Raw genomic sequence first — 20,942 nt, 5'->3', positions numbered from 1 at the left:
TTAGCGTGCGGCTCGGATAAATGCCGCAAGCTTCTCACTAGCATGCTGCTCACTCAATGCAGACATACTATCCGCCGCTTCCACTTTGCCATCAGCCACAAACACAAAGTGGCTGGCAATGGCTTTGGCATCGCTTAAATGGTGCGTGACCATCAATACGGTTATTCCCCGCTCTGCCACCAGTTTTTTTACCAAACTCAGCATCTCTTCACGTAAAACCGGATCAAGCGCCGAGAAAGGCTCATCCAACAGCCACATAGGATGAGGCTGAACAAAACAACGCGCCAAGGCAACACGTTGACGCTGCCCTCCAGAAAGGTGCTCAGGCAAACGGTCGAGGTACTCTGCAACGCCAACTTGCTGCGCCGCTTGTTCAACCTGACGCTTTTGGTCTACAGTGAGCTTCAGCCCTGGGTGTAAACCTAAGCCAATGTTGTCACGCACCGACAAGTGAGAAAACAAGTTATGCTCTTGGAACAGCATGGAGAAAGGACGCTGATAAGGCTCTTTACGCACAATAGACTCACCATCAACCCGAATGTCACCTTGGTCAGGATGGATAAACCCAGCCACCAACGCCAGCAAAGTCGATTTTCCAGCCCCACTTGGTCCCATCAGCGACACTATCTGACCTTGCTCAATCGTTAAGTCAAAACGAAACAGCTCACGTTGGTAGGTGTACTGCACATCATCCAACACTAACATTACGCTCTCTCCTTCGTTTTCAATACTTTCTCAATCAAGGCAAAACAGCCCACACTCAACAACAACAAGGTCACCGATACCACCGCAGCCGCTTCCATCTGATAGCTGCCAAGTAACTGGAACAAATACAGAGGCAAAGTGCGGAACTCTTGCCCGCCAAACAACGCGATAGCACTTAAATCGCCTATCGCAAACATAAAGCTGATCGCAAACGCATGTGCGAATGGCTTGCGCAGCGCCTGCCACTCCACCACTTTAAAGCGTTGCCAGCCACGCATGCCTAAGCTGGCACACACATACTGGTATTGCTGCTCGATGTGCAGCATTGGCTGTGCCAGCGTTTTGATCACGTAAGGCAAAGCCATCAAACCGTTCACCAAAATCACGACAAAAAACGCCAAGCTAAAAACATCGGTAAATGATCGCAACAGCAAGAATAAACCGGTGCTAATCACCAAACCTGGCGTCACCAAAATAATGGTGCCGATTAGCTCAATCTGATCGGCTCGCGTATTTTTGTACTGCAACCGCCAACGACGGCTAGTCAACAAAATGGACACGCCCGCAGCGACCGCAAGCGCACTGGCTAACCCTGCAACTTTGAGTGAGTTAGATAACGCAGACCAAAAACGTTCATCGGTTAACACCGTCCAAACTTGTTGGTTGATGCCACTCAGTAACACCATCAATAACGGTGGTATCACCAGTAAAAAAGCACCTATGATCCAAAAGCTATCCCAAGCTTTTGACCACCCATGATCCTTCGTTAAATATTGCTGTACCGATGTGCTGCCAGCACTGATAGAAACAGGCTTTGTTAACTTCTGCACTCCAATCGCAAGCAGTCCACATAACAGCATCTGCCACAGTGCCAATAACGCCCCTGCTTGTAAATCAAAATCAAACTTAATCGCTTGGTAAATTGCCAATTCAATGGTGGTGGATTTTGGCCCGCCCCCCAACGCCATTACAGTGGCAAAACTGGTGAAGCACAACATAAATACCAAGCCACAAACGTGGGGAAGTTGCTGCCTTAAACGCGGCCATTCCACCCAACGAAACTTATTCCAATGGTTCATACCTAAATGCGCACACAGCTTATGTTGCTCGGCAGGAATAGATTCTAATGCTTGCAACAGCAAGCGCGCCGCGTAAGGTAAATTAAAGAACACATGGGCGAGTAAAATGCCGTTCAAACCGTAAATAGAAAATGGCAGTTTGCTATCGAAACTCTGTAGCCACTGCGCTAACAAACCGCTGTTGCCATAAATCGCTAACAGCCCGAAAACACCAACCAAAACAGGCAAAACTAGCGTCGATGCAAACAGCTTAAGCAGTAATGACTTACCCCAAAATTGGCGACGTGAAAGCGCGTGCGCAACTGGAATGGCAAAGCCAACACTGAGCAATGTGGAAAGAAAAGCTTGGTAGAAGCTGAACTTGGTGACATGTTGATAATACGGGTCGTCCCATACCACTGACACATCAAGTGAAGGGGCTTGAACAATCAAAGCACCTAGGGCAGAAACAACAAAGGTCGCGATGATCATCGCGACCCCTAAACCTATTTTTGGAACAGAATTCAAAGGTAAAACCTATCTCATTCAGATGAGGGGTGGAACGTCAGCTAAAACGTCAGTGCGCTTTGCCATTCACGAATCCAAGACTTACGCATTTTTGCCACTTCATCAGCACTAAAGCTCAACGACTTGTTTGGAACGCTCAAGGTTTCAAAACCTTTAGGTAACTCAACGTCAGTAACAGGGTACATCCAGTTACCCGTTGGCATCGCTGACTGGAACTCATCACTTAAAATGAAATTCATAAATTGATCAGCAAGTTCTGAATTTTTTGCCCCTTTCACTTTAGCGGCGACTTCAACTTGCATGTAGTGACCTTCAGCAAAATTCGCCGTCGCAAACTTTGAATCGTTTTCCGCAATTAAGTGGTACGCAGGTGACGTAGTGTAAGAAAGCACTAAGTCCGACTCGCCGTTAAGGAACATGGAATACGCTTCTGACCAACCTTTCGTGACCGTTACGGTTTTGCTCGCTAGCTTCTGCCACGCTTGCGTCACATCGTCGCCATAGATGGATTTCATCCACAGCATCAAGCCTTGGCCCGGCGTTGACGTACGCGGATCTTGATAAATCACTTTCAAATCGTCGCGCGTTTCCACCAGCTCTTTCATGCTTTTCGGCGGATTAGCCAGTTTCTCTGTGTTGTACACAAACGCGAAGTAGCCGTAATCGTACGGTACAAACGTCGTGTCGCTCCAACCATTTGGTAACACTGTGTTGGCCGTATCCACATTGTGCTCGGTAAGCAGACCGGTTTTCTTCGCTTCTGCCATCAGGTTGTTATCCAAACCTAACACGATGTCGGCTTTGCTATTACCGCCTTCAAGACGAAGACGATTCAGGATCGACACACCATCGTCCAACGCCACGAAGTTAACGTCACAGCCACATTTTGCTTCAAAAGCTTGCTCGATTTTAGGACCCGGCCCCCAATCTGCGGCAAAAGAATCGTAGGTATAAATAGTTAATGGGTTTTCAGCAGCAAACGCTGAAGTTGAAGTAATTGCAGCTAAGGCAATCAGACTTGAAGTGGTTTTCACTGCTCGCTCTCCATGAGTATTTCAGAGAAATAAGTTGAGCGGCACAGGGTTGAGGCGGCTATTAAGGACTTCCAATATCCAGACTCAATTCCTACGCCAGCATTATCTGGTTCAGGTAATACGGGTCCCTAGTTAAGAACTTAGGTCTCAGCGCCCAAATGCATTGATTGACTCAATGCTAAATGGGTTTGCTCCCCGATGAGTTGGATGGATTGTAAAGGTATTTGAGTGGTTACACAATCAGCTCACGAACGCTGGTCATAACCCCAACGAGGCACTAGACCTTGCTCAATACCTAAGTGGTCGAGAATTCTCGCCACCATAAAATCCACTAAGTCTTCAATGCTCTTTGGCTGATGGTAGAACCCCGGAGCCGCTGGCATGATGGTGACGCCCATTTGCGATAGCTTGTGCATGTTCTCCAGATGCAGCGTTGAAAATGGCGTTTCGCGAACGACGAGCAACAACTGCCCACGCTCTTTCATCACCACGTCAGCGGCCCGTTCGATCAAGTTGTCCGACATACCGTGTGCTATGGCCGCAACGCTTCCCGCAGAACATGGGCAAACCACCATTTGCTTTGGTGCCGCAGAGCCAGATGCTACCGGTGAGAACCAGTCATCTTTACCGCAAACGGTGATGTTATCGGGATTGCAGTTCAGGTGCTCTACCAACGCTTGCTTTGCGGCTTCTGGCCCACTTGGCAGCTTAAGGTTGTGTTCGGTTGCCATCACGACACGAGCCGCCGAAGAGATCAGAACGTAGACATGATAATCCGCCGCGACCAAACATTCTAAAAGTCGCAAACCATAAGGCGCACCAGATGCTCCAGTTAACGCTAAAGTGATGGCTCTTTCTGCTTGCTGCTGTTTGTTTTGCATAAAATCAGGCTTTTTGTTTAAGTTGCTCGAGGATCTTGCCGTGAATACCGCCAAAGCCACCATTACTCATCACGAGGATTTGGTCACCTGGCTGCGCACGTTCAACGATTTTCGCTACAAAGTTATCGATGTCAGCGTCAACAAAAGCAGGTTGCTGACATTGTTCCGCGATATCTTGCACCGACCATTCGATATTGTCTGGTTGGAATAAGAACACTTCATCTGCAATGTGTAGCGAATCCGCGAGTGTGTTTTTGTGCACGCCGCGCTTCATAGTGGCAGAACGAGGTTCCAACACGGCAAGAATGCGTTTTTCGCCTACCTTGTTACGCAAACCACCGACGGTGAGTTCAATTGCCGTTGGGTGATGCGCAAAATCATCGTAAACCGTCACACCTTGCTCTTCACCTTTTAACTCAAGACGGCGCTTGGTGTTAATGAAACGGCCCAGAGCCTGACACGCAAGCTCCGGCGTTACGCCAACGTGTCGCGCCGCGGCAATCGCCATTAACGCATTATCAACGTTATGATCGCCCACCAAATCCCATTCGACGGTACCGACCTTCTCGCCTTGCAGAGCAACTTCAAACTTTGAGCCATCAAGCACTAACTTGTGCGCTTGCCAGTCGCCATCAACACCTGAAAACTGCTTTTCTGTCCAGCAACCACGCTCTAATACATCCGCCAAAGCTTGGTCTTGCTTCGGAGCTAAGATTAAGCCATTGCCGGGAACCGTTCGCACTAAATGATGGAATTGGCGCTTGATCGCTTCTAGATCATCGAAGATATCAGCATGATCGAACTCAAGGTTGTTCATGATTAAGGTTCGAGGATGGTAATGCACAAACTTAGAACGCTTATCGAAAAAAGCACTGTCATATTCGTCCGCTTCAACGACAAAAAACATGCTTTCACCCAAACGAGCAGAGACTCCAAAGTTACCAAGTACTCCACCAACTAGGAAACCAGGTTGATAACCGCAGTCTTCGAGTATCCAAGCCAGCATGCTCGACGTAGTCGTTTTACCGTGTGTACCCGATACCGCCAATACCCAGCGATCGTGCAGCAAAAACTCGTTGAGCCACTGCGGACCAGAGGTGTAGCGCATGTTGGTATTGAGCACATGTTCAACACATGGGTTACCACGGCTCATGGCATTACCAATCACCACAAGGTCTGGTTGAGGGTCGAGTTGAGACGGGTCGAAGCCTTCAATAATTTCAATACCTTGAGACTCAAGCAACGTGCTCATCGGTGGGTAAACGTTGGCATCAGAACCAGTGACTTTATGCCCTAATTGGCGCGCTAAAATCGCAGCGCCGCCCATAAATGTGCCACAGATACCCAAGATATGAATGTGCATAAACTAAACCTTGTAATGCGTTCTTTAATGCTTTCATTATCGCGATCACAACCAGAAAAGCGAGAGACTTTAGCCTTCTTCTTGCAGTCCCTTTCACAAATATGACAAGGTTGAACACAGACTGTACAACCTCTTGCTTACTGATGAATCCCTCAAACAAGTCTACAAATAAATTGAGATCTCAAACAGTTACTTCATTACCATTAAAAAGATCTGCGACTTAAACTTACATCCAGCGCAATCGTTTAACATCCATAAAGAGATGCTCACTTGCGCACTACCCCCAATGAAATGAAAATGTAAGGATTAACCATGTCAGGACTGCGCACCCTAGGCGAGTTCATTGTCGAAAAACAAGCGGATTTCCCCCACGCTAGCGGTGATCTATCATCCCTTTTAGCCTCCATTCGTTTAGCTGCAAAAATCGTTAACCGCGAAATCAACGCAGCGGGTCTCGGTGATATCACTGGTGCTGTGGGCACGGAAAATGTCCAAGGTGAAGACCAGCAAAAGCTCGATGTTTACGCGAACGATAAGTTCAAAGCCGCGCTTGAAGCTCGTGACCAAGTGTGTGGCGTTGCCAGTGAGGAAGAAGACGAAGCGGTTGCTTTCAACAAAGAGCTCAACCAAAACGCCAAATATGTGGTACTGATGGACCCACTTGATGGTTCTTCTAACATCGATGTGAACGTCTCTGTCGGTACTATCTTCTCTATTTATCGCCGTGTTTCACCTATTGGCACACCAGCGACAGAAGAAGATTTCCTTCAGCCTGGTCATAAGCAAGTTGCCGCTGGTTACGTGATTTACGGTTCATCAACCATGTTGGTTTACACCACGGGTAACGGCGTAAACGGCTTTACTTACGACCCATCTATCGGCAGCTTCTGCCTTTCTCATGAAAACATGATGATTCCAGAAGAAGGCAAGATTTATTCGATCAACGAAGGTAACTACATTCGCTTCCCTCAAGGGGTGAAGAAGTACATCAAGTACTGCCAAGAGAATGTGCCAGAAGACGGTCGTCCATACACTTCTCGCTACATTGGCTCATTGGTTGCTGATTTCCACCGCAACTTACTGAAAGGTGGTATCTACCTTTACCCTAGTACGCAAAGCCATCCTCAGGGCAAACTGCGTCTACTTTATGAATGTAACCCAATGGCGTTCTTAATTGAGCAAGCGGGCGGTATTGCATCAGACGGCGTCAATCGCATCATGGATATCAAACCAACCGAATTGCACCAACGTGTGCCTTTCTTTGTGGGTTCTAAGAACATGGTTCGCAAAGTTGAAGAGTTCCTTGAACTGCACCGCGACGAAGAATAATTTCAGACCTTTGTCCAACGCGGCAGGTGTTTACCTGCCGCGTTTTTGTCGCTAAAGTGAAACGCGAATTTATCATCAGATGAAGCCGCTTCAGTGTGACTCATCGTTAATGAAAAGGAATATTCTAATGAGCTTAAACCATGTGCCAGCAGGCAAGTCACTGCCTGAAGATATCTATGTCGTGATCGAAATTCCTGCAAATGCAGATCCAATCAAGTACGAAGTAGATAAAGACTCTGGTGCGGTATTTGTTGACCGTTTCATGTCTGCACCGATGTTCTACCCATGTAACTATGGCTACGTGAACAATACGCTGTCTCTTGATGGCGACCCAGTTGACGTACTGGTACCAACACCATACCCACTTATGCCAGGTTCAGTGATTCGCTGCCGTCCTGTTGGCGTTTTGAAGATGACGGATGAGTCAGGTGAAGACGCAAAAGTGTTTGCGGTTCCACACACCAAAATCTCGAAAGAGTACGATCACATCCAAGATGTGGACGATATCCCAGAACTACTGAAAGCGCAGATCACGCAATTCTTTGAGCGTTACAAAGAGCTTGAAGCAGGTAAATGGGTCAAAGTGGATGGTTGGGCAGATGTTGCTGCCGCTAAAGCTGAAATCCTAGAATCTTACGAGCGCGCTCAGAAAAAATAAGCATCACTGCTGCTGATACAAAATTAAAAAGAGCAGCTTTAGGGCTGCTCTTTTGCTTTTCATCTTGTGTAAGTCAACTAGATAGGTGCGCCTGCAGATGACATTCGGCCAGCGTCATAGTCATGCTGAAAGAAAGGGTCTAGGTCATCACAAATACCAAAATACGGACGCCCGATAACACCAAGCATATACGCGCTTTGTTCACAATACTCTTGCTTCCCTTGCTGATAACCCGTTTGATAGGCAATGATCAGTTCAGGCGTAGCATCATTAGTACCATCCAGTGCAGCGATACGATCTTCAGATAAAACTCTTAATCCATCTAAGGCAGACTGCTTACCAAACGCTTGCCAGTCGGTAGCATTACTCGAGGTCGGCAGGGTTGTTTGCGCGCATGCGGCAAGAACCAACGCCATTGATCCAATTACGAATACCTTCATCATGACTCCTTAGTGACCAGCTCGTCGCTATTGATAATGTCAGTATAGCTCACACCTTTTGACACCAATCTCCGGAAGCGATTTCTTCGGTCAGTTGTTCAGTATCTTGATACAAGTAGATCCAAGCTTGGCCAAACGGCGTGACGATACTCTCTCGACGATACTCTACTGGCACATCTTCCAACTTATCTAGCTCGGATAAGGTTTCATCATCAATCAGATACACTTCACCTTGTATCGAGCGCTGCCCAACAGACAACGCAGGATAAGGACCTAAGTCATACAGTGCGAACTGAGCATCCGTTTCATGCTGACCAAGAAACTGGGCCGAGCTCAGAAAGTGATGATTACACTCTCCTTTACGCAAGGTCCCATATACAAAAACTAAATGCTGCATAACCACTCCTTAGTCATGAACTTTATGTACGCAGACGAACAAGCTCTAATCGAACTCAAATTGATAGAGTAGGTCAACCGCACTATCTACACCAGAAACCGCCTCTAAATACAGATCTTGCATCAATCGATAACGCACGGTGAACTCGCCTAGTGAGTTAAAGATGCCGACGCCGTATTTCACCTGTAATCCCGGCAGAATGTAACCACTGACGGTCACTTGAGAATCATCGCCCGAACCCGCCGTATCCAATTGTAAATCTTGAACCCCAAAGGCTTCACCGATTTCACCAACCACGCGTCCACTCTTTGCCAAACTTAGGCCGATCAACGTGGTCGTCATAGCATTGCCTCCCGCTTCGCCATCAATGTCTTGACCGCGAAGTAGGTAAGAGAGCGCATTCGCTTGAGGCATCGCTGGCTCAGAGAATATCTCCACATTTGGATCTGATGCTGGTCCCGTTACACGCACACCAGCAATCACGTCATCTTGGGTATTATCTGGATTTCGAATCGCCTTAATAGAAACGTACGGCTGATCTGCCGGACCATTCATTAAGATCTTACCTTCTTCAATCACCAAATCCTGACCAAAAGAGCGGTAAGAACCGTCGACGATATTAACCTCACCAACGATGAACGGACCTTTATCTTTCTGTGTCACATTGAGGTTACCTTTCAGACCACCTTTCAAGCCAAAGGCGGCCAGTTGGAAATCATCACCGATCTTAATGTTGATATCCGTTTCAACATCAAATGGCATTGGCTCGATATCACTCACAGGCTGTAAGTTCTGGTCCAAAATCACGGTGTCGCTTGAAACACCAACCGCACTTGGTGGCAGCTCTTCAACCACAACTCGTCCCCAAGGCAGATTAATATTACCTTCGACCTTAGCAAGCTGTGGTGTGACATCAATGGTCATGTCCGGCTCAACTTTGATTTTTACCATTGGTGGAAGATCCACCTGAAGCTCTTTCGCAAATACGCGCGCTTTGGTATGCCAATTTTGTAGATCCTGCCAATCGGCCTCACCGGTCACTTCCAACTCACCATCTGGCGTAATGATACCCGCATCAAGATCCGCTTGGTGACCTTTAAAGTTGATCACGACCTGACCGGAGTTAATGTCTATCGGCGTGACTTCACCTTGTAGCTTCATTTGATCAATCAAGAACTGACCGTTGACTTTAGGGTGCATAACATCACCAGATATCGCCAAATCAGTATTCATGTTCGCTTTGAATAGGCTGTACTCACCTATCAACGGCGCTAAGAAATCCAGATGGAATGTCGATAGCGAGACCTTACCGTCAATCTCAGGCTGCTCAGACGTTACATCGACCAAAGAAACCTGACCAGATAAGTCACCGTTGTCTCTCACATCAAATAACCACTCAGCATCTAACTTGTCTTTTGCCAGCGCCGCTTTAAAGCTAAAGCTTTCCCAACCAAGAGTTATCGGCTGCTCTAATGCTTGCTCTACTTGACCTTTAGGCATATCAACGTTCACCGTGACTTCCGGTTTCATCTCTGGTGCCCATTTTGCTGTTGCTTGCGCGTTGACCGACCCTTGTAATTTCGTCTCTGGCGGCAGGAACTGCTTGATTTGTTCAAAGTCAAAGTCGCTCACGGCTAACTTGGCTTCGCCACTTTGACCAACACTAATATCTTCGGTCAAACAAACACTCGAATTGGCTTGCAGCCAACAATGTGCTTGAACATCAGCGATTTGTTTATCAATGTTGACTTTAACCGCCGTCGATTTCTGCAACGCCCAAGGTCCCTGCGGCGTGCTCAAAGTAAGACGACGCAATGCACCATCCCAGATCATTTGCGGCTTCTGTATGAATGAGCCTTCAATTTCTAAGCTGGTTGATACAATGTCAGACACCACATCTAGCGTCAGTTGGTGCATTTTTTCATCCCCAGAGACTTCAAGGTCTGCACTATCAACTTTAATGTCGTCGTAGGTAATGTTGTTCGCAATGAGGCTTAAGTTCGCTTTCGGTGCTGGCAGAGGCGTCACATCCCCCTTCAAGGTTATGTTTTCAACGTTCGCTTGCTGCTGCCAGTTCACTTGATTTAGCGCTAGGTCTAATTTGATGTCAGGCTCTTTCAAGCTACCACGCAGCGCCACGTTGCCTTGCATCTTACCCGCTAGATCCGGAACACTTTTCGCAAAATCGGGGAAGTTAACCTCAACATCCATTAATATCTGCTTATCAATCTTACCCTTGGCACTCAATTGGTTAGGGCCATGAGAAAGCGCTAAACCTTGCGTAGTAAGCTGAATGTCTTCACCTTTGCCATTCTTATCAGACGCTTCCAGTTGGCCTTCCACATTCAGCGGATAACCGCGCAAAATGCCATCGATATCTAACTTAGGTAAACTGACTTGCCAACCGCCTTGTTCTGTTAAAGAACCTGAAGTCGAGAGGCTACCACTGATATCGCCTTCCGCTTCTTCCCATTGAAGCCCTGGTTGAATATGTTGCAAATTAAGGTCAGCTTGCCAGTTGATTGGCGCAGCCCAATTCGCCATCACCTGACCGGATAGCTCACCGCCCAATGTTTTGACTACCAGGCTTTCAAGATCGATTTGCTCTAATGTGCCTTTGCCGTTTAGTACAACATCTACAGCAGGAATATCTTTACCCGAAGCTTGTGTTTCTAGTGCCACGGTGTATCCGTCCAGGGAACCTTTTGCAGATAAACTTGGTACCGATACTTGATAATCACTTTGACCGATTAACGGCCATTGCGCTTGCACATTTTTGATTGCAACATCAAAGGGTAACTGCGCTTTCAGGGGCTGAAGTTCACCTTTGATCTCCGCTTCGACTAGTTCAGATAAGGTCGCAGTGAGAGAAAGATCTCCCACCGAACCAGCAGCTGACAGCGACAGCTTTTGTCCCTTCGCATCCGCTTGCTTCACCAGCGCATCGAGCTGAGCTTTGAGAGGATAGTCGGCAGAAAGCGTTACTTGCGTGCTTAACTTACCTTCCACTTCAGGCATATCGAGCTCTAATGTTTTCACATCAACACGGTCGCCCCCCGCTTTCGCTACAGCACCAAGGTGGTGAACGATCACCGGCTTCTCACCTGCAAGCTTGAAGTTATGAATATCGAGGCGTCTTGCTTCCACAGTGAGTGGAATCCACACCTCAGGTAACACAATATCTTGCGGCGGAGCGTCAGCGTCTTTCGGCTCGTCGGTGGCGGCTTCAGGTTCAGCTTCACTTAGAGCCAGTGCAACATTGATGTCTTTTAATGCCGTCGGCGCAATCACTAAACGGTCGCCTTGCATAGAAAGCCCGGTAGAGAAATCTTGCCAGTCAATTTGGTTGCCCAAAATGTTTAAGTTAATGTCATCAAAACTGACCTTATTAACAAAAATAGGGACTGGTGTACTGACTGTACGTAATGGCGGTGTCTCCTCTGGCTCTTCGCCTGCCGGAGGGAGCTCTGGCATCTGAAAGTTAACACCTTGCAGGGTTAGCTCATCGACACAGACTTTAGGATCAAAGAAACAACGGAAGTTAACCGCTAACGCTAAACGATCGACTTTTGCGTCGATGTTCAAAGATTCGTCGACAAAACTGACGTTCTGTAGCTCAAAACGAGGAAATAATGAACCCTGAACTTTCTCTATCTGTAGTTGCGGTAAAGCCTTTTCTGCTCCCCACAACGCGAGCTTAAGACCAGGGTGAGTAAATAGCACTGTCGCAACAAAAATGATGAGCAACAGCAATAGACCAATCAAACTTAGCGACAGCCATTTGGTCCACTTAAACATCATTTTGATCATAACTCAGGCCCCAATGAGAAGTGGATGCGGAACTCTCTTTCTGGTTTTTCATCCAGTCCCCACGCAAAATCAAAGCTAACCGGTCCAACCGGAGACGCCCAACGGATACCCACACCAGCACCCGATTTCCATTCAGGTGTTTCGTTAAATGCATCACCAATATCGTAGAAGGTGGCTGCCCACCAGTTTCCATACACGCGATATTGATACTCTAATGTGCTGCTGACGATGTATTTACCACCCGTCAAGGCGCCACTTTCATCCACAGGTGAAATAGACTCATATCCATAACCACGAATGTTGTTATCACCACCAGCGAAGAAACGCAGGGAAGGTGAAAGCTTTTCAAATTCGTCAGTGATGTTCGCACCACCTTCTAAGCGGAACAAACCACGATGATTATCACCGATCCCGCGGATCCAAGATGATCGCCCTAATAGGCGCAATACTCGCGTTTCTGACAGCAAAGCAGGATCACCATATTCGATCGTTACACTTTGCTTATCCCCCCACATTGGCATGTTGCCACCACGGACACGAGTTCGTGAAAAAGTGGCTCCGGGTAACACAAATTGCACCCCATCATCTTGCAGACCTTGAGAGAAGTTTTCATACAAGTGACGAACATAAATGGTTTTATGCCAGCCGCCATCGGTTAGCCAATGTCGCTCAACTGCCAGGTTGGATTCCAAACTCTCCGTATCTCGGTTATCAAGGTGCTTTAAACCAAATTGCAGTTGGTAGTATTCACGCAATACATCATCAAGCGGGATTTTGTAGCCTGCCGTGATCGTCTGTTCTGGCTTTGATAGTGATAACGCCGTATTAAAGCTGTGGCCACGTGAACTAACCCATGGTTTTTTCCATTTTAACGTGCCACGCACACCAGTATCGGTCGAGTAACCAAGACCGGTTTCTATTTGGTTTTTTGACGCTGGCGCGAGCGAGACCTTAATTGGCAATTCGCGTCCCTCATCCAATTTACTTAAATCAGGCTCCACAAAAACCGATGAAAACCAATCGGTATTAGACAGATTTTGGTTGTACTCCCCCACTTGCGAAACCAAGTAAGGTTCACCAATTTCAAAAGGTCGCATTGATTCAACACGGTTTTCCCAAATCTGACTGCCAGTAATGTTAATCGGACCAAAGTGATAACGAATACCACTGTCATAATGCAAACGCACATTCGCTTCATTGAAGTCAGGAATCACTTCAAGTTTGCTGAGCTTGTAATCACCATTGAAATAACCACGCTGCAACGCCAAGTTACGAATACCCGATTTCAGGCTATCGTATTCACCTTGATTCAATACTTTGCCGACTTTAAGCGGTGAACGTTCAATAAGTTTGGCGAACTCTTCATCGTCTTTTGCTTCACCTGTGATCACCACATCCATGACTTTCACTTTCACAGGTAAACCCGGCTTGATGCTGACGATCAACTCATCATTCCCTTCCGGAATAGAGTATGAAATTTTTGCATGATAATACCCAAGCGCATTGAGAGCTTCAGTGATACTTTGATCTAATCTCGCTTGAAAGCGCAGAGAAGTGGAGTAGTCCTTCGCTGGAATGGACGACAGGTACGCACTGACATTCTCTTCTAAAGCGCCATCGATGCCTTTTAAAGTCAAAGAAACATCGGCATAGGCACCATGAGAAAAGGCAAACAGGCCAACAATGGTGAGGAGAGCTTTTTTTATCATGCTTTTTTGGCTGAATGAGGTTAAGTAAACGTAAATAATGATAACGCCAATTAAAGTCTAAGTCTGTAATATTAATAGGTTTAACGCGGTCTATGTCATCACAGCATCAGATACAGACGAAATGAAAAAGTTCGCAAATTTAAGACACGTATTGAAGGACAAATACCATGCTCAACAAACAAACATTGATCAGTATAGAAGATGCCTTGCCAGGTAGAGATCAACCGATGCAGGTTGAAGATCATCATTTTGTAAATAAATCTAACTTAAAGGCACCATTGGAGCCGCATCAACAACAAATTCTGCTGGGAATGGGCTGCTTTTGGGGTGCTGAGCGCGTATTTTGGCAACTGGATGGGGTTATCTCCACTTCGGTTGGCTACGCCGGTGGATATACACCCAATCCTACTTATGAAGAGGTGTGTACGGGTAAAACAGGCCATACAGAGGTAGTACGAGTCGTCTTCGATGAACGCGTGATTTCCTTAGAAAAACTACTGGCCGTTTTTTGGGAGAAACATGACCCAACCCAGGGGATGCGTCAAGGTAACGATTTGGGCACACAATACCGTTCGGCTATTTACACTTATTCCGCGATGCAGCAAGAGAGCGCAGAAAAATCGAAGCTCTTGTATCAACAAGCACTGCAAGAGGAACTACGCGCGAACATCACCACTGAGATACAGCCAGCGGGCCCGTATTATTTTGCCGAAACTTACCACCAGCAATATCTGGCTAAAAACCCTGACGGTTACTGCGGTATCGGTGGCACAGGTGTTTGCTTTCCACCCAGCTTACAAAGTTAGTTCCTAGGACTAACTGAAACCAAAAAGAGCGACCGAATAGGTCGCTCTTTTTTGAAATCGAAAACTAAATTCAAGCCAACGGGCTCTTAAACAGACAACGAAGCAATCACTTGGTTGACTTCTTTAAAGATGGTGAGTCTTTTCTGATCGTTGACGTCAGGGAGCAAAACTTTGCCATTGTCGAACTGAAAACATCCAACCCCAGCAATAAAGAATTGACCTTTGAACAACGTTTTAACGAAACGTGCCACTTGTAATGGTCGGTATACAGCAAACTCACGTAGCATAACTCACCTCAATTCCTTTGAGAAAACACGGATTGCTTATTTATCCTCTGCAATCTTGATGCGCAATCTGCGACGAGGTTCATTTTAGCAAATTATAAATATAACGCAATATTACACCACCCCATACGTTAAATAAATGTTATCAACAGTTCTACAAATTTCCTAGATCTGGATATATACTGGAAAACTTCCAACTCGTACGGAATATAACAATATGAAAACTAAGACTCTCCTACCTCTACTATTGGCTATAACGACAAGCTTTGCGTTTGCACACAACCTATCTGTCGGTGAGACCGTTCCTTCTGCCAAGGTCGCGGCTTATGGCGAGATTGTTTTGCAAGGTGAGGGCGTGGCATACCAACCATGGGCAACCCAGCATATGCAGGGTAAGGTTCGTGTTATTCAAGCAATCGCAGGTCGTAGCAGTTCAAAAGAAATGAACGCTCCTTTGATGTCAGCAATAACCGCCGCGCAATTCCCGCAAGAAAGCTATCAAACAACTACAATCATTAACCAAGATGATGCAATCTGGGGGACAGGTTCGTTCGTGAAATCTTCAGCCCAAGACAGCAAAAAAGAGTTTCCTTGGTCATCTATGGTTCTGGATGAAAACGGCGTAGTCGCCAGCACTTGGGATCTTAAAGAAGAAAGCTCTGCCATTATTGTTCAAGACAAAACAGGCAAAGTGCTGTTTGTAAAAGAAGGCGCACTTGAGCAAGATGAAATTGCAAAGGTGATCGAGCTAATTAAACAGAACATCTAGTCTCGTTGCTTGGCTCCTTAATATCCGTGGTACGCAGTATAAGGAGCCATGCGACCAAACTTAAAGCTTGAGATTTCTGTTGCCCCTAGTTGAACGCTCAGTGATTCCACCAAGGAGACTGTCTCAGATTCGGCGACATCGCATGTGTTGACGTAAATTTTCCCACTAGCCAACAAAAGAGTGAACTTTTACTCATTATGGGTGTTATATTATAACAGTCGGTAAGAGGAGCTCAGATGTACCACCACCAGCAAAAGATACGGAAGCATTGGCATCGCACTGTTTTATTTTTCAGTGTCGCGTTGCTGATCGCTTGGAACTTTGCGGTAATCCTTCATCAAGTTGATCTGACTCCCGAACACCACACACACCATCATTGCCAGCTATTTTCTGGGGTTCAGCACGGCATAGCCAAAGCTCAACCGACCCTATCGACGCCAACATTTACGCGCATCCAATACCATGATGTCTTTCAGCGCCTTGTTAATAGTGAAGACATTCGTGGTGCAGCTCGTGCCCCGCCTTATTTTGCTTAATTTCCAAACTATTCCACACTCAACATAATTTGTGCGTATTCCTGCACCTCACGTGTCAGCGAATCGCACCTTAGTAAATACAAATCTGATCCGGTATTGCTCGGGTTAGTGCCAGCAAAATTAGGAAACACAAAATGTCATCGAAACATGTTTTAGCGCTTGTCATTGGTCTCTCTTTATCGACAGCAGCAAATGCGGACGAATACCGCCAGCACGGTGCTCATGTGCATGGTCACGTCGAATTTAATATCGCCCAAGATGGAAAGGATCTGTTAGTGGAGATTACTGCTCCCGGTGCCGATGTGGTCGGTTTCGAGCATGCTCCAGAAAATGAACAACAAGAGCAAGCACTTAAACAAGCCATTGCCACCCTAGAAGACAGCAACACACTGTTTGCGATTAACGCGCAAGCCAATTGTGATATTGAAGAAGCTTACGTAAACCATAACCTCAGCACCCCTCATGAAGACCATGATCATAGCGAGCACGGCCATGATGACCATGCAAATCACAATCATGAAGGGCACGAACACCATGATCACCACAATGAACATCATGATGAACATGAGCACCATGACGGTCACGATGCTCACCATGAGGAGCATGAAAATGGCGGACATGGTGAGTTTTCGGTGCAATATCGCTTCAGCTGTGACCAAGTTAACCAACTCAGTCACATTCAAACCGACTGGTTTAATCAATTTCCAACGACTGAGTCAATCAACGTCAATATATTCACTGACACCATGCAATCAGCCATCAAACTGAGCAAAGATAACTCCCAAATCGTAATCAAATAACACGAGTGGCGTGTAAGTACACACTTACACGCCAATGCTTTGGTGATTTAGTATGACTGAAATCATGTCAAACGTTGTTGAGCTAAATAATGCCCAGTTTGTCTGGCCCGGTTCAACACACGCAACCATTCATATTCCACAGTTACATATTGCCCAAGGTGAGCACGTATTTATCAAAGGTCCCAGTGGCTGCGGTAAATCTACGCTGCTTGCCCTACTAACTGGCATCAACACGTTAACATCAGGCTCTCTATCCGTACTGAATACTGACCTTGTTAGTTTAAGTGCAAGTCAAAGAGACAAATTTCGCGCCGATCACATTGGCTATATCTTTCAGCAGTTCAATTTATTACCTTATTTAAACGTACTTGAAAACGTACTACTGCCTTGCCAATTCAGTCAAACACGACGTGGCCGCGCTCATTCAAGAGTGCCATCTCAAACGTTAGAAGAGCAAGCTCAAGCTCTGCTTGAAAGACTCCACCTACCCAGCGAGCTTCATACGCGTCCTGTATCGGAACTGAGCATTGGCCAACAACAACGTGTTGCGGCTGCACGAGCACTCATTGGGTATCCGGGGTTAGTGATTGCTGACGAGCCAACCTCCGCTCTAGACCACGATAACCGTAAAGCGTTTATTGAACTCCTGATGGAGCAAACGAATCAAGCCAACGCTACGCTGATCTTCGTCAGTCACGATCCAACGCTTGAGCCCTTATTTGACCGCACACTTAACTTACCAGATATTAACCAAGCATCTGACCTAGGAGCCGCATCATGAGCGCTGTTGCAAAGCTCGCGTGGAAGAGCTTAATCAATCGTAAGGCGACGGCAATATTAACCATCATGACAGTCGCGATTTCTGTCGTACTCCTTTTAGGAGTAGAGCGCATTCGTACTCAGGCAAAAGATAGCTTCGCCAATACAATTTCAGGCACCGACCTCATCATTGGTGGCCGTTCTGGACAAGTGAACTTGCTGCTCTACTCTGTATTTCGCATTGGCAATGCCACCAACAACATTGACTGGAAGAGCTACCAAGAGTTTGCCAATCATCGAGCAGTAGATTGGGCGATTCCAATCTCACTTGGCGACTCGCACAAAGGATTCCGAGTCATGGGAACCAACCACAGCTATTTTGAACACTATAAATTCGGAAGTAAGCAATCACTAACCTTTTCAGAAGGCCGAGAATTCAATGGCTTATTTGAAACCGTGCTCGGTTCTGATGTCGCAAAACAGCTGGGGTATCACGTCGGTAGTGAAATCATCATTGCCCACGGCATTAGTGATGTAGGCTTTAGCCGACATGACAACCTGCCATTCAAAGTTGTCGGTATTCTTGCGCCCACTGGCACGCCAGTCGACAAAACCGTCCATGTATCGCTAGAAGCCATCGAAGCCATCCACGTCGGATGGGAAAGCGGTGCACGTTTAGGCCCAACACCCAAAGCACAAGACCTCAAAAACAGAGACTTTCAGCCCAAGCAAATTACCGCGATGCTGGTCGGTTTGAAATCTCGTATTCAGACTTTCGCCCTACAAAGGCAAATCAACACTTATCCCAAAGAACCGCTTAGCGCGATTATGCCCGGGGTTGCGTTGCATGAACTGTGGGGAATGATGTCTGTTGCCGAGCAAGCCTTAATGGCAGTGTCTGGCTTTGTGGTGATTGCAGGATTACTCGGCATGCTAAGCAGCTTATTAACCAGCTTGCAGGAGCGCCGCCGTGAAATGGCGATTTTGCGCGCTATGGGAGCAAGACCTCGTCATGTTTTCTCATTGTTGATCAGCGAAGCCAGTCTACTTACTGCTGCCGGAATTGTGACCGGAGTGGCAGGGCTGTATGCCATTCTCGCCATCGTGCAACCCATCATTCAACAGCATTATGGAATACATCTGACTTTAAGCCTCTTATCGCCCTATGAATGGATGCTATTAGGTTTCGTACAATGCGCTGGAATTGTAATTGGTTTCATCCCGGCTTTTCGCGCCTACCGACAGTCACTAAGTGACGGAATGACAATAAGGATTTAATAAAATGTGGAGAAAAATACTCGCAAGTTGCTTGCTGATCGTCTCATTTATAGCACCAGTACTCGCAAGCGAGGAGCCATTAACGCTCGACTGGATAGATCTAGTACCTGAGAAAGAACGCAAACTGTTCGACAGCGTGGGCATGCCAGCTTCTGATCACAGTGGCGGCGCAGCGCAACAGTCTAAAATTGGTAACGTTCGACCTGAGCTAAATGGAAGCCAAGTTAAAATCCCGGGCTTTGTCATCCCGCTTGAAGGTGACGCGAATACCGTCACCGAGTTTTTGTTGGTGCCATACTTTGGAGCTTGTATCCACGTTCCACCACCTCCACCAAACCAAATCATTTACGTGAAGTTTCCCAAAGGCGCACCCGTTCAAGAACTGTGGGATGTCATATATGTGGTTGGGGAGTTGAAAACCGAGACGATAAGCCACGAGCTGGCTGAAACGGCTTACGTTATTGAGGGATCGAAAATAGAAGCCTACGACGATATGTAGTTTAAGTCGTTGACATGCATCGGTACACCTAAGGCGTCACATCGGCGCCTTTTTTAGTTCTGTGTTACACGATATAACGAGACAAATACGCTAATACGCCAACATAAATAACCAAAAGAAACGCTATCGACAGGTGCTTTTTTAATTTACCTGCTTCTGAGAACTTCATTGTCCCTCCAAAATAACGGTAACAATTTTAACAACTCATTATCATTTTGGATAGCCCTATTCGTTCAAAAACTGAGAACTCCTATCTGGTCGCCTGGTTAGATAAGGTGTAAATTTAAACAAGCGAACAGCGCAGTTCTTGGTAGGAAAATTAATGGCAGAACCGACAAAGCAACCTGTTGTCATCGAACATCAGTCAAACGCACAAAAAAATACGCAACAAGAAAAGAAGCAGGGCTACATCAAAGACAGTGCCAGCAAGGTAAAAACCATTGCCCAAATACACGGTCTTGATGCCTTACTGCAAACCGATCCACCAGCCAAATCCGCGCTTGAAAGAGCCCAACTGCGTGAACAGAGACGCCAAGAACAGCGACAAAAAAACCTAGAGCAGATTTTAAAGCTAGCACACAGTTCATGCCGAGATGAAACTGCCGGAGAGCCCGACCAAGACTGGTTGTATCGTTTTTTTGAAATGGCTCAAGACATCCATAACAGCGCGATGCAAAAGTTATGGGCTCAAGTGATGAAGCGTGAAGTGACAAACCCAGGCTCGACGTCTATGAAAGCGCTCAAAGTCCTCAAAGATATGTCACCAAAAGAAGCGCAAACTCTGCAAAGAGCCGCCTCTCTGGCGTGCAGTTTTGGAGGGGATCACAGTCGCAAGCTGTTAATTGGTTATAAAGCGCAAGGAGGAATATTTAGCTTCGGCAAACGAGACATCGCCAACAGCTTAAACATGGGAAGTTTTCAGCTGCCCTATTCAAGTTTGTTGCTGTTGATTGAACTAGGGTTACTGCATAGTACCGAGCTTGAATCTGGCGAAATTGGTATCGAGACGCCATTGGTCCTCACCTACCAAGGTAAAAACTTGTCGCTGAACGTGAACAGCAAAGGCGTCCGCCTTTTATATTACCGCTTCACGCCAACAGGCAATGAACTCTGTACCTTGCTCGGTAACAAACCACATGCCGACTACTACGACCAAATGCTTGCGCTTTTAAATCATAGATTTAGTGTCCATAGTGACGCTAAAAGTACGGTTCATCATACCGTGTAGGCAGTTCGAGAAGCATTTGACCACCCATGATCTAAATGCTTCTTAAACCGCTTAAAAAGCTTGAGGTCACC

Annotated in this window: 20 protein-coding genes and 1 riboswitch; of the genes, 10 read left to right on the top strand and 10 right to left on the bottom strand. The window is 46.6% G+C overall.

Features of this window, described 5'->3' with window-relative positions:
• The 5 genes from thiQ to mpl form a co-directional block, all read right to left on the bottom strand.
• On the bottom strand, positions 1-705 hold the full coding sequence (thiQ, locus tag MSG33_RS17050) for a thiamine ABC transporter ATP-binding protein (protein WP_109168747.1): 705 nt from the start codon (positions 703-705) through the stop codon (positions 1-3).
• Positions 705-2,291: a thiamine/thiamine pyrophosphate ABC transporter permease ThiP gene (gene thiP / locus MSG33_RS17045; protein WP_282451126.1), complete on the bottom strand. Its 1,587-nt coding sequence runs from the start codon at positions 2,289-2,291 to the stop codon at positions 705-707. Before thiP ends, thiQ begins: the two co-directional genes overlap by 1 nt.
• A 41-nt stretch (positions 2,292-2,332) precedes the next feature.
• Positions 2,333-3,325: a thiamine ABC transporter substrate binding subunit gene (gene thiB / locus MSG33_RS17040; RefSeq protein WP_006742963.1), complete on the bottom strand. Its 993-nt coding sequence runs from the start codon at positions 3,323-3,325 to the stop codon at positions 2,333-2,335.
• A 71-nt stretch (positions 3,326-3,396) separates the two neighbouring features.
• Positions 3,397-3,533: riboswitch (TPP riboswitch) on the bottom strand.
• Positions 3,534-3,570: 37 nt separating this feature from the next.
• Positions 3,571-4,206, bottom strand: a complete 636-nt coding sequence (locus tag MSG33_RS17035; protein ID WP_248381526.1) for a flavin prenyltransferase UbiX — start codon at positions 4,204-4,206, stop codon at positions 3,571-3,573.
• A 4-nt stretch (positions 4,207-4,210) separates the two neighbouring features.
• The gene (gene mpl, locus MSG33_RS17030; RefSeq protein WP_248381525.1) at positions 4,211-5,569 is read right to left on the bottom strand and encodes a UDP-N-acetylmuramate:L-alanyl-gamma-D-glutamyl-meso-diaminopimelate ligase; all 1,359 of its coding nucleotides are present in this window, start codon (positions 5,567-5,569) and stop codon (positions 4,211-4,213) included.
• A gap of 312 nt (positions 5,570-5,881) precedes the next feature.
• On the opposite strand from mpl, the gene fbp reads away from it, so the two are divergent.
• Positions 5,882-6,898 carry a class 1 fructose-bisphosphatase gene (gene fbp / locus MSG33_RS17025; protein ID WP_005392321.1) on the top strand — a complete coding sequence of 339 codons (1,017 nt, stop codon included), beginning with the start codon at positions 5,882-5,884 and terminating at the stop codon, positions 6,896-6,898.
• A 127-nt stretch (positions 6,899-7,025) separates the two neighbouring features.
• On the top strand, positions 7,026-7,556 hold the full coding sequence (ppa, locus tag MSG33_RS17020) for an inorganic diphosphatase (protein ID WP_012841160.1): 531 nt from the start codon (positions 7,026-7,028) through the stop codon (positions 7,554-7,556).
• A 77-nt stretch (positions 7,557-7,633) separates the two neighbouring features.
• Here the strand turns inward: ppa and MSG33_RS17015 are convergent, their stop codons facing one another.
• The 4 genes from MSG33_RS17015 to MSG33_RS17000 are packed head-to-tail and all read right to left on the bottom strand — an operon-like array spanning position 7,634 to position 13,912.
• A complete protein-coding gene (locus tag MSG33_RS17015) occupies positions 7,634-7,996 on the bottom strand; it encodes a DUF2799 domain-containing protein (protein ID WP_248381523.1) in 363 nt (120 codons plus the stop codon).
• 49 nt (positions 7,997-8,045) lie between these two features.
• Positions 8,046-8,393 carry a gamma-glutamylcyclotransferase gene (locus MSG33_RS17010; RefSeq protein ID WP_012841162.1) on the bottom strand — a complete coding sequence of 116 codons (348 nt, stop codon included), beginning with the start codon at positions 8,391-8,393 and terminating at the stop codon, positions 8,046-8,048.
• Positions 8,394-8,438: 45 nt separating this feature from the next.
• Positions 8,439-12,203, bottom strand: coding sequence for a translocation/assembly module TamB domain-containing protein (locus MSG33_RS17005; protein WP_248381521.1), 3,765 nt, complete (start codon positions 12,201-12,203; stop codon positions 8,439-8,441).
• On the bottom strand, positions 12,200-13,912 hold the full coding sequence (locus MSG33_RS17000) for an autotransporter assembly complex family protein (RefSeq protein WP_046874047.1): 1,713 nt from the start codon (positions 13,910-13,912) through the stop codon (positions 12,200-12,202). The genes MSG33_RS17005 and MSG33_RS17000 overlap by 4 nt, the downstream gene beginning before the upstream one ends.
• Positions 13,913-14,079: 167 nt before the next feature.
• Between MSG33_RS17000 and msrA the strand changes: the two genes are divergently transcribed.
• Positions 14,080-14,718, top strand: coding sequence for a peptide-methionine (S)-S-oxide reductase MsrA (gene msrA / locus MSG33_RS16995; RefSeq protein ID WP_248381519.1), 639 nt, complete (start codon positions 14,080-14,082; stop codon positions 14,716-14,718).
• 86 nt (positions 14,719-14,804) lie between these two features.
• Here the strand turns inward: msrA and MSG33_RS16990 are convergent, their stop codons facing one another.
• Complete coding sequence (locus tag MSG33_RS16990) at positions 14,805-15,005, bottom strand: DUF1107 domain-containing protein (RefSeq protein ID WP_012841164.1); 201 nt, start codon at positions 15,003-15,005, stop codon at positions 14,805-14,807.
• Between the two features lie 214 nt (positions 15,006-15,219).
• Here MSG33_RS16990 and MSG33_RS16985 point away from each other — a divergent pair, with 214 nt between their 5' ends.
• From MSG33_RS16985 to MSG33_RS16955, 7 genes are all read left to right on the top strand, one after another.
• Entirely contained in the window at positions 15,220-15,771 is a 552-nt protein-coding gene (locus MSG33_RS16985; RefSeq protein WP_248381517.1) for a YtfJ family protein, read from the top strand.
• 236 nt (positions 15,772-16,007) lie between these two features.
• Positions 16,008-16,307, top strand: coding sequence for a DUF2607 family protein (locus MSG33_RS16980; RefSeq protein WP_005392338.1), 300 nt, complete (start codon positions 16,008-16,010; stop codon positions 16,305-16,307).
• Positions 16,308-16,441: 134 nt separating this feature from the next.
• Positions 16,442-17,107 (top strand): DUF2796 domain-containing protein, encoded by a 666-nt coding sequence (locus MSG33_RS16975; protein WP_248381515.1) that lies wholly within the window; start codon positions 16,442-16,444, stop codon positions 17,105-17,107.
• Between the two features lie 52 nt (positions 17,108-17,159).
• Positions 17,160-17,888, top strand: coding sequence for an ABC transporter ATP-binding protein (locus tag MSG33_RS16970; RefSeq protein ID WP_114323093.1), 729 nt, complete (start codon positions 17,160-17,162; stop codon positions 17,886-17,888).
• Positions 17,885-19,144: an ABC transporter permease gene (locus MSG33_RS16965; protein WP_047009029.1), complete on the top strand. Its 1,260-nt coding sequence runs from the start codon at positions 17,885-17,887 to the stop codon at positions 19,142-19,144. The genes MSG33_RS16970 and MSG33_RS16965 overlap by 4 nt, the downstream gene beginning before the upstream one ends.
• Before the next feature lie 4 nt (positions 19,145-19,148).
• Positions 19,149-19,643, top strand: coding sequence for a DUF3299 domain-containing protein (locus MSG33_RS16960; RefSeq protein WP_012841166.1), 495 nt, complete (start codon positions 19,149-19,151; stop codon positions 19,641-19,643).
• A gap of 322 nt (positions 19,644-19,965) precedes the next feature.
• On the top strand, positions 19,966-20,871 hold the full coding sequence (locus tag MSG33_RS16955; protein ID WP_114323091.1) for a TIGR03899 family protein: 906 nt from the start codon (positions 19,966-19,968) through the stop codon (positions 20,869-20,871).
• The last annotated feature ends 71 nt before the right edge of the window (positions 20,872-20,942 follow it).

Source organism: Vibrio sp. 1CM7H, from assembly GCF_023161645.1.
Lineage (GTDB): Bacteria > Pseudomonadota > Gammaproteobacteria > Enterobacterales > Vibrionaceae > Vibrio > Vibrio diabolicus.
The sequence above is the reverse complement of the archived record's forward strand: the minus strand, read 5'-3'. Positions and strand labels throughout refer to the sequence as shown.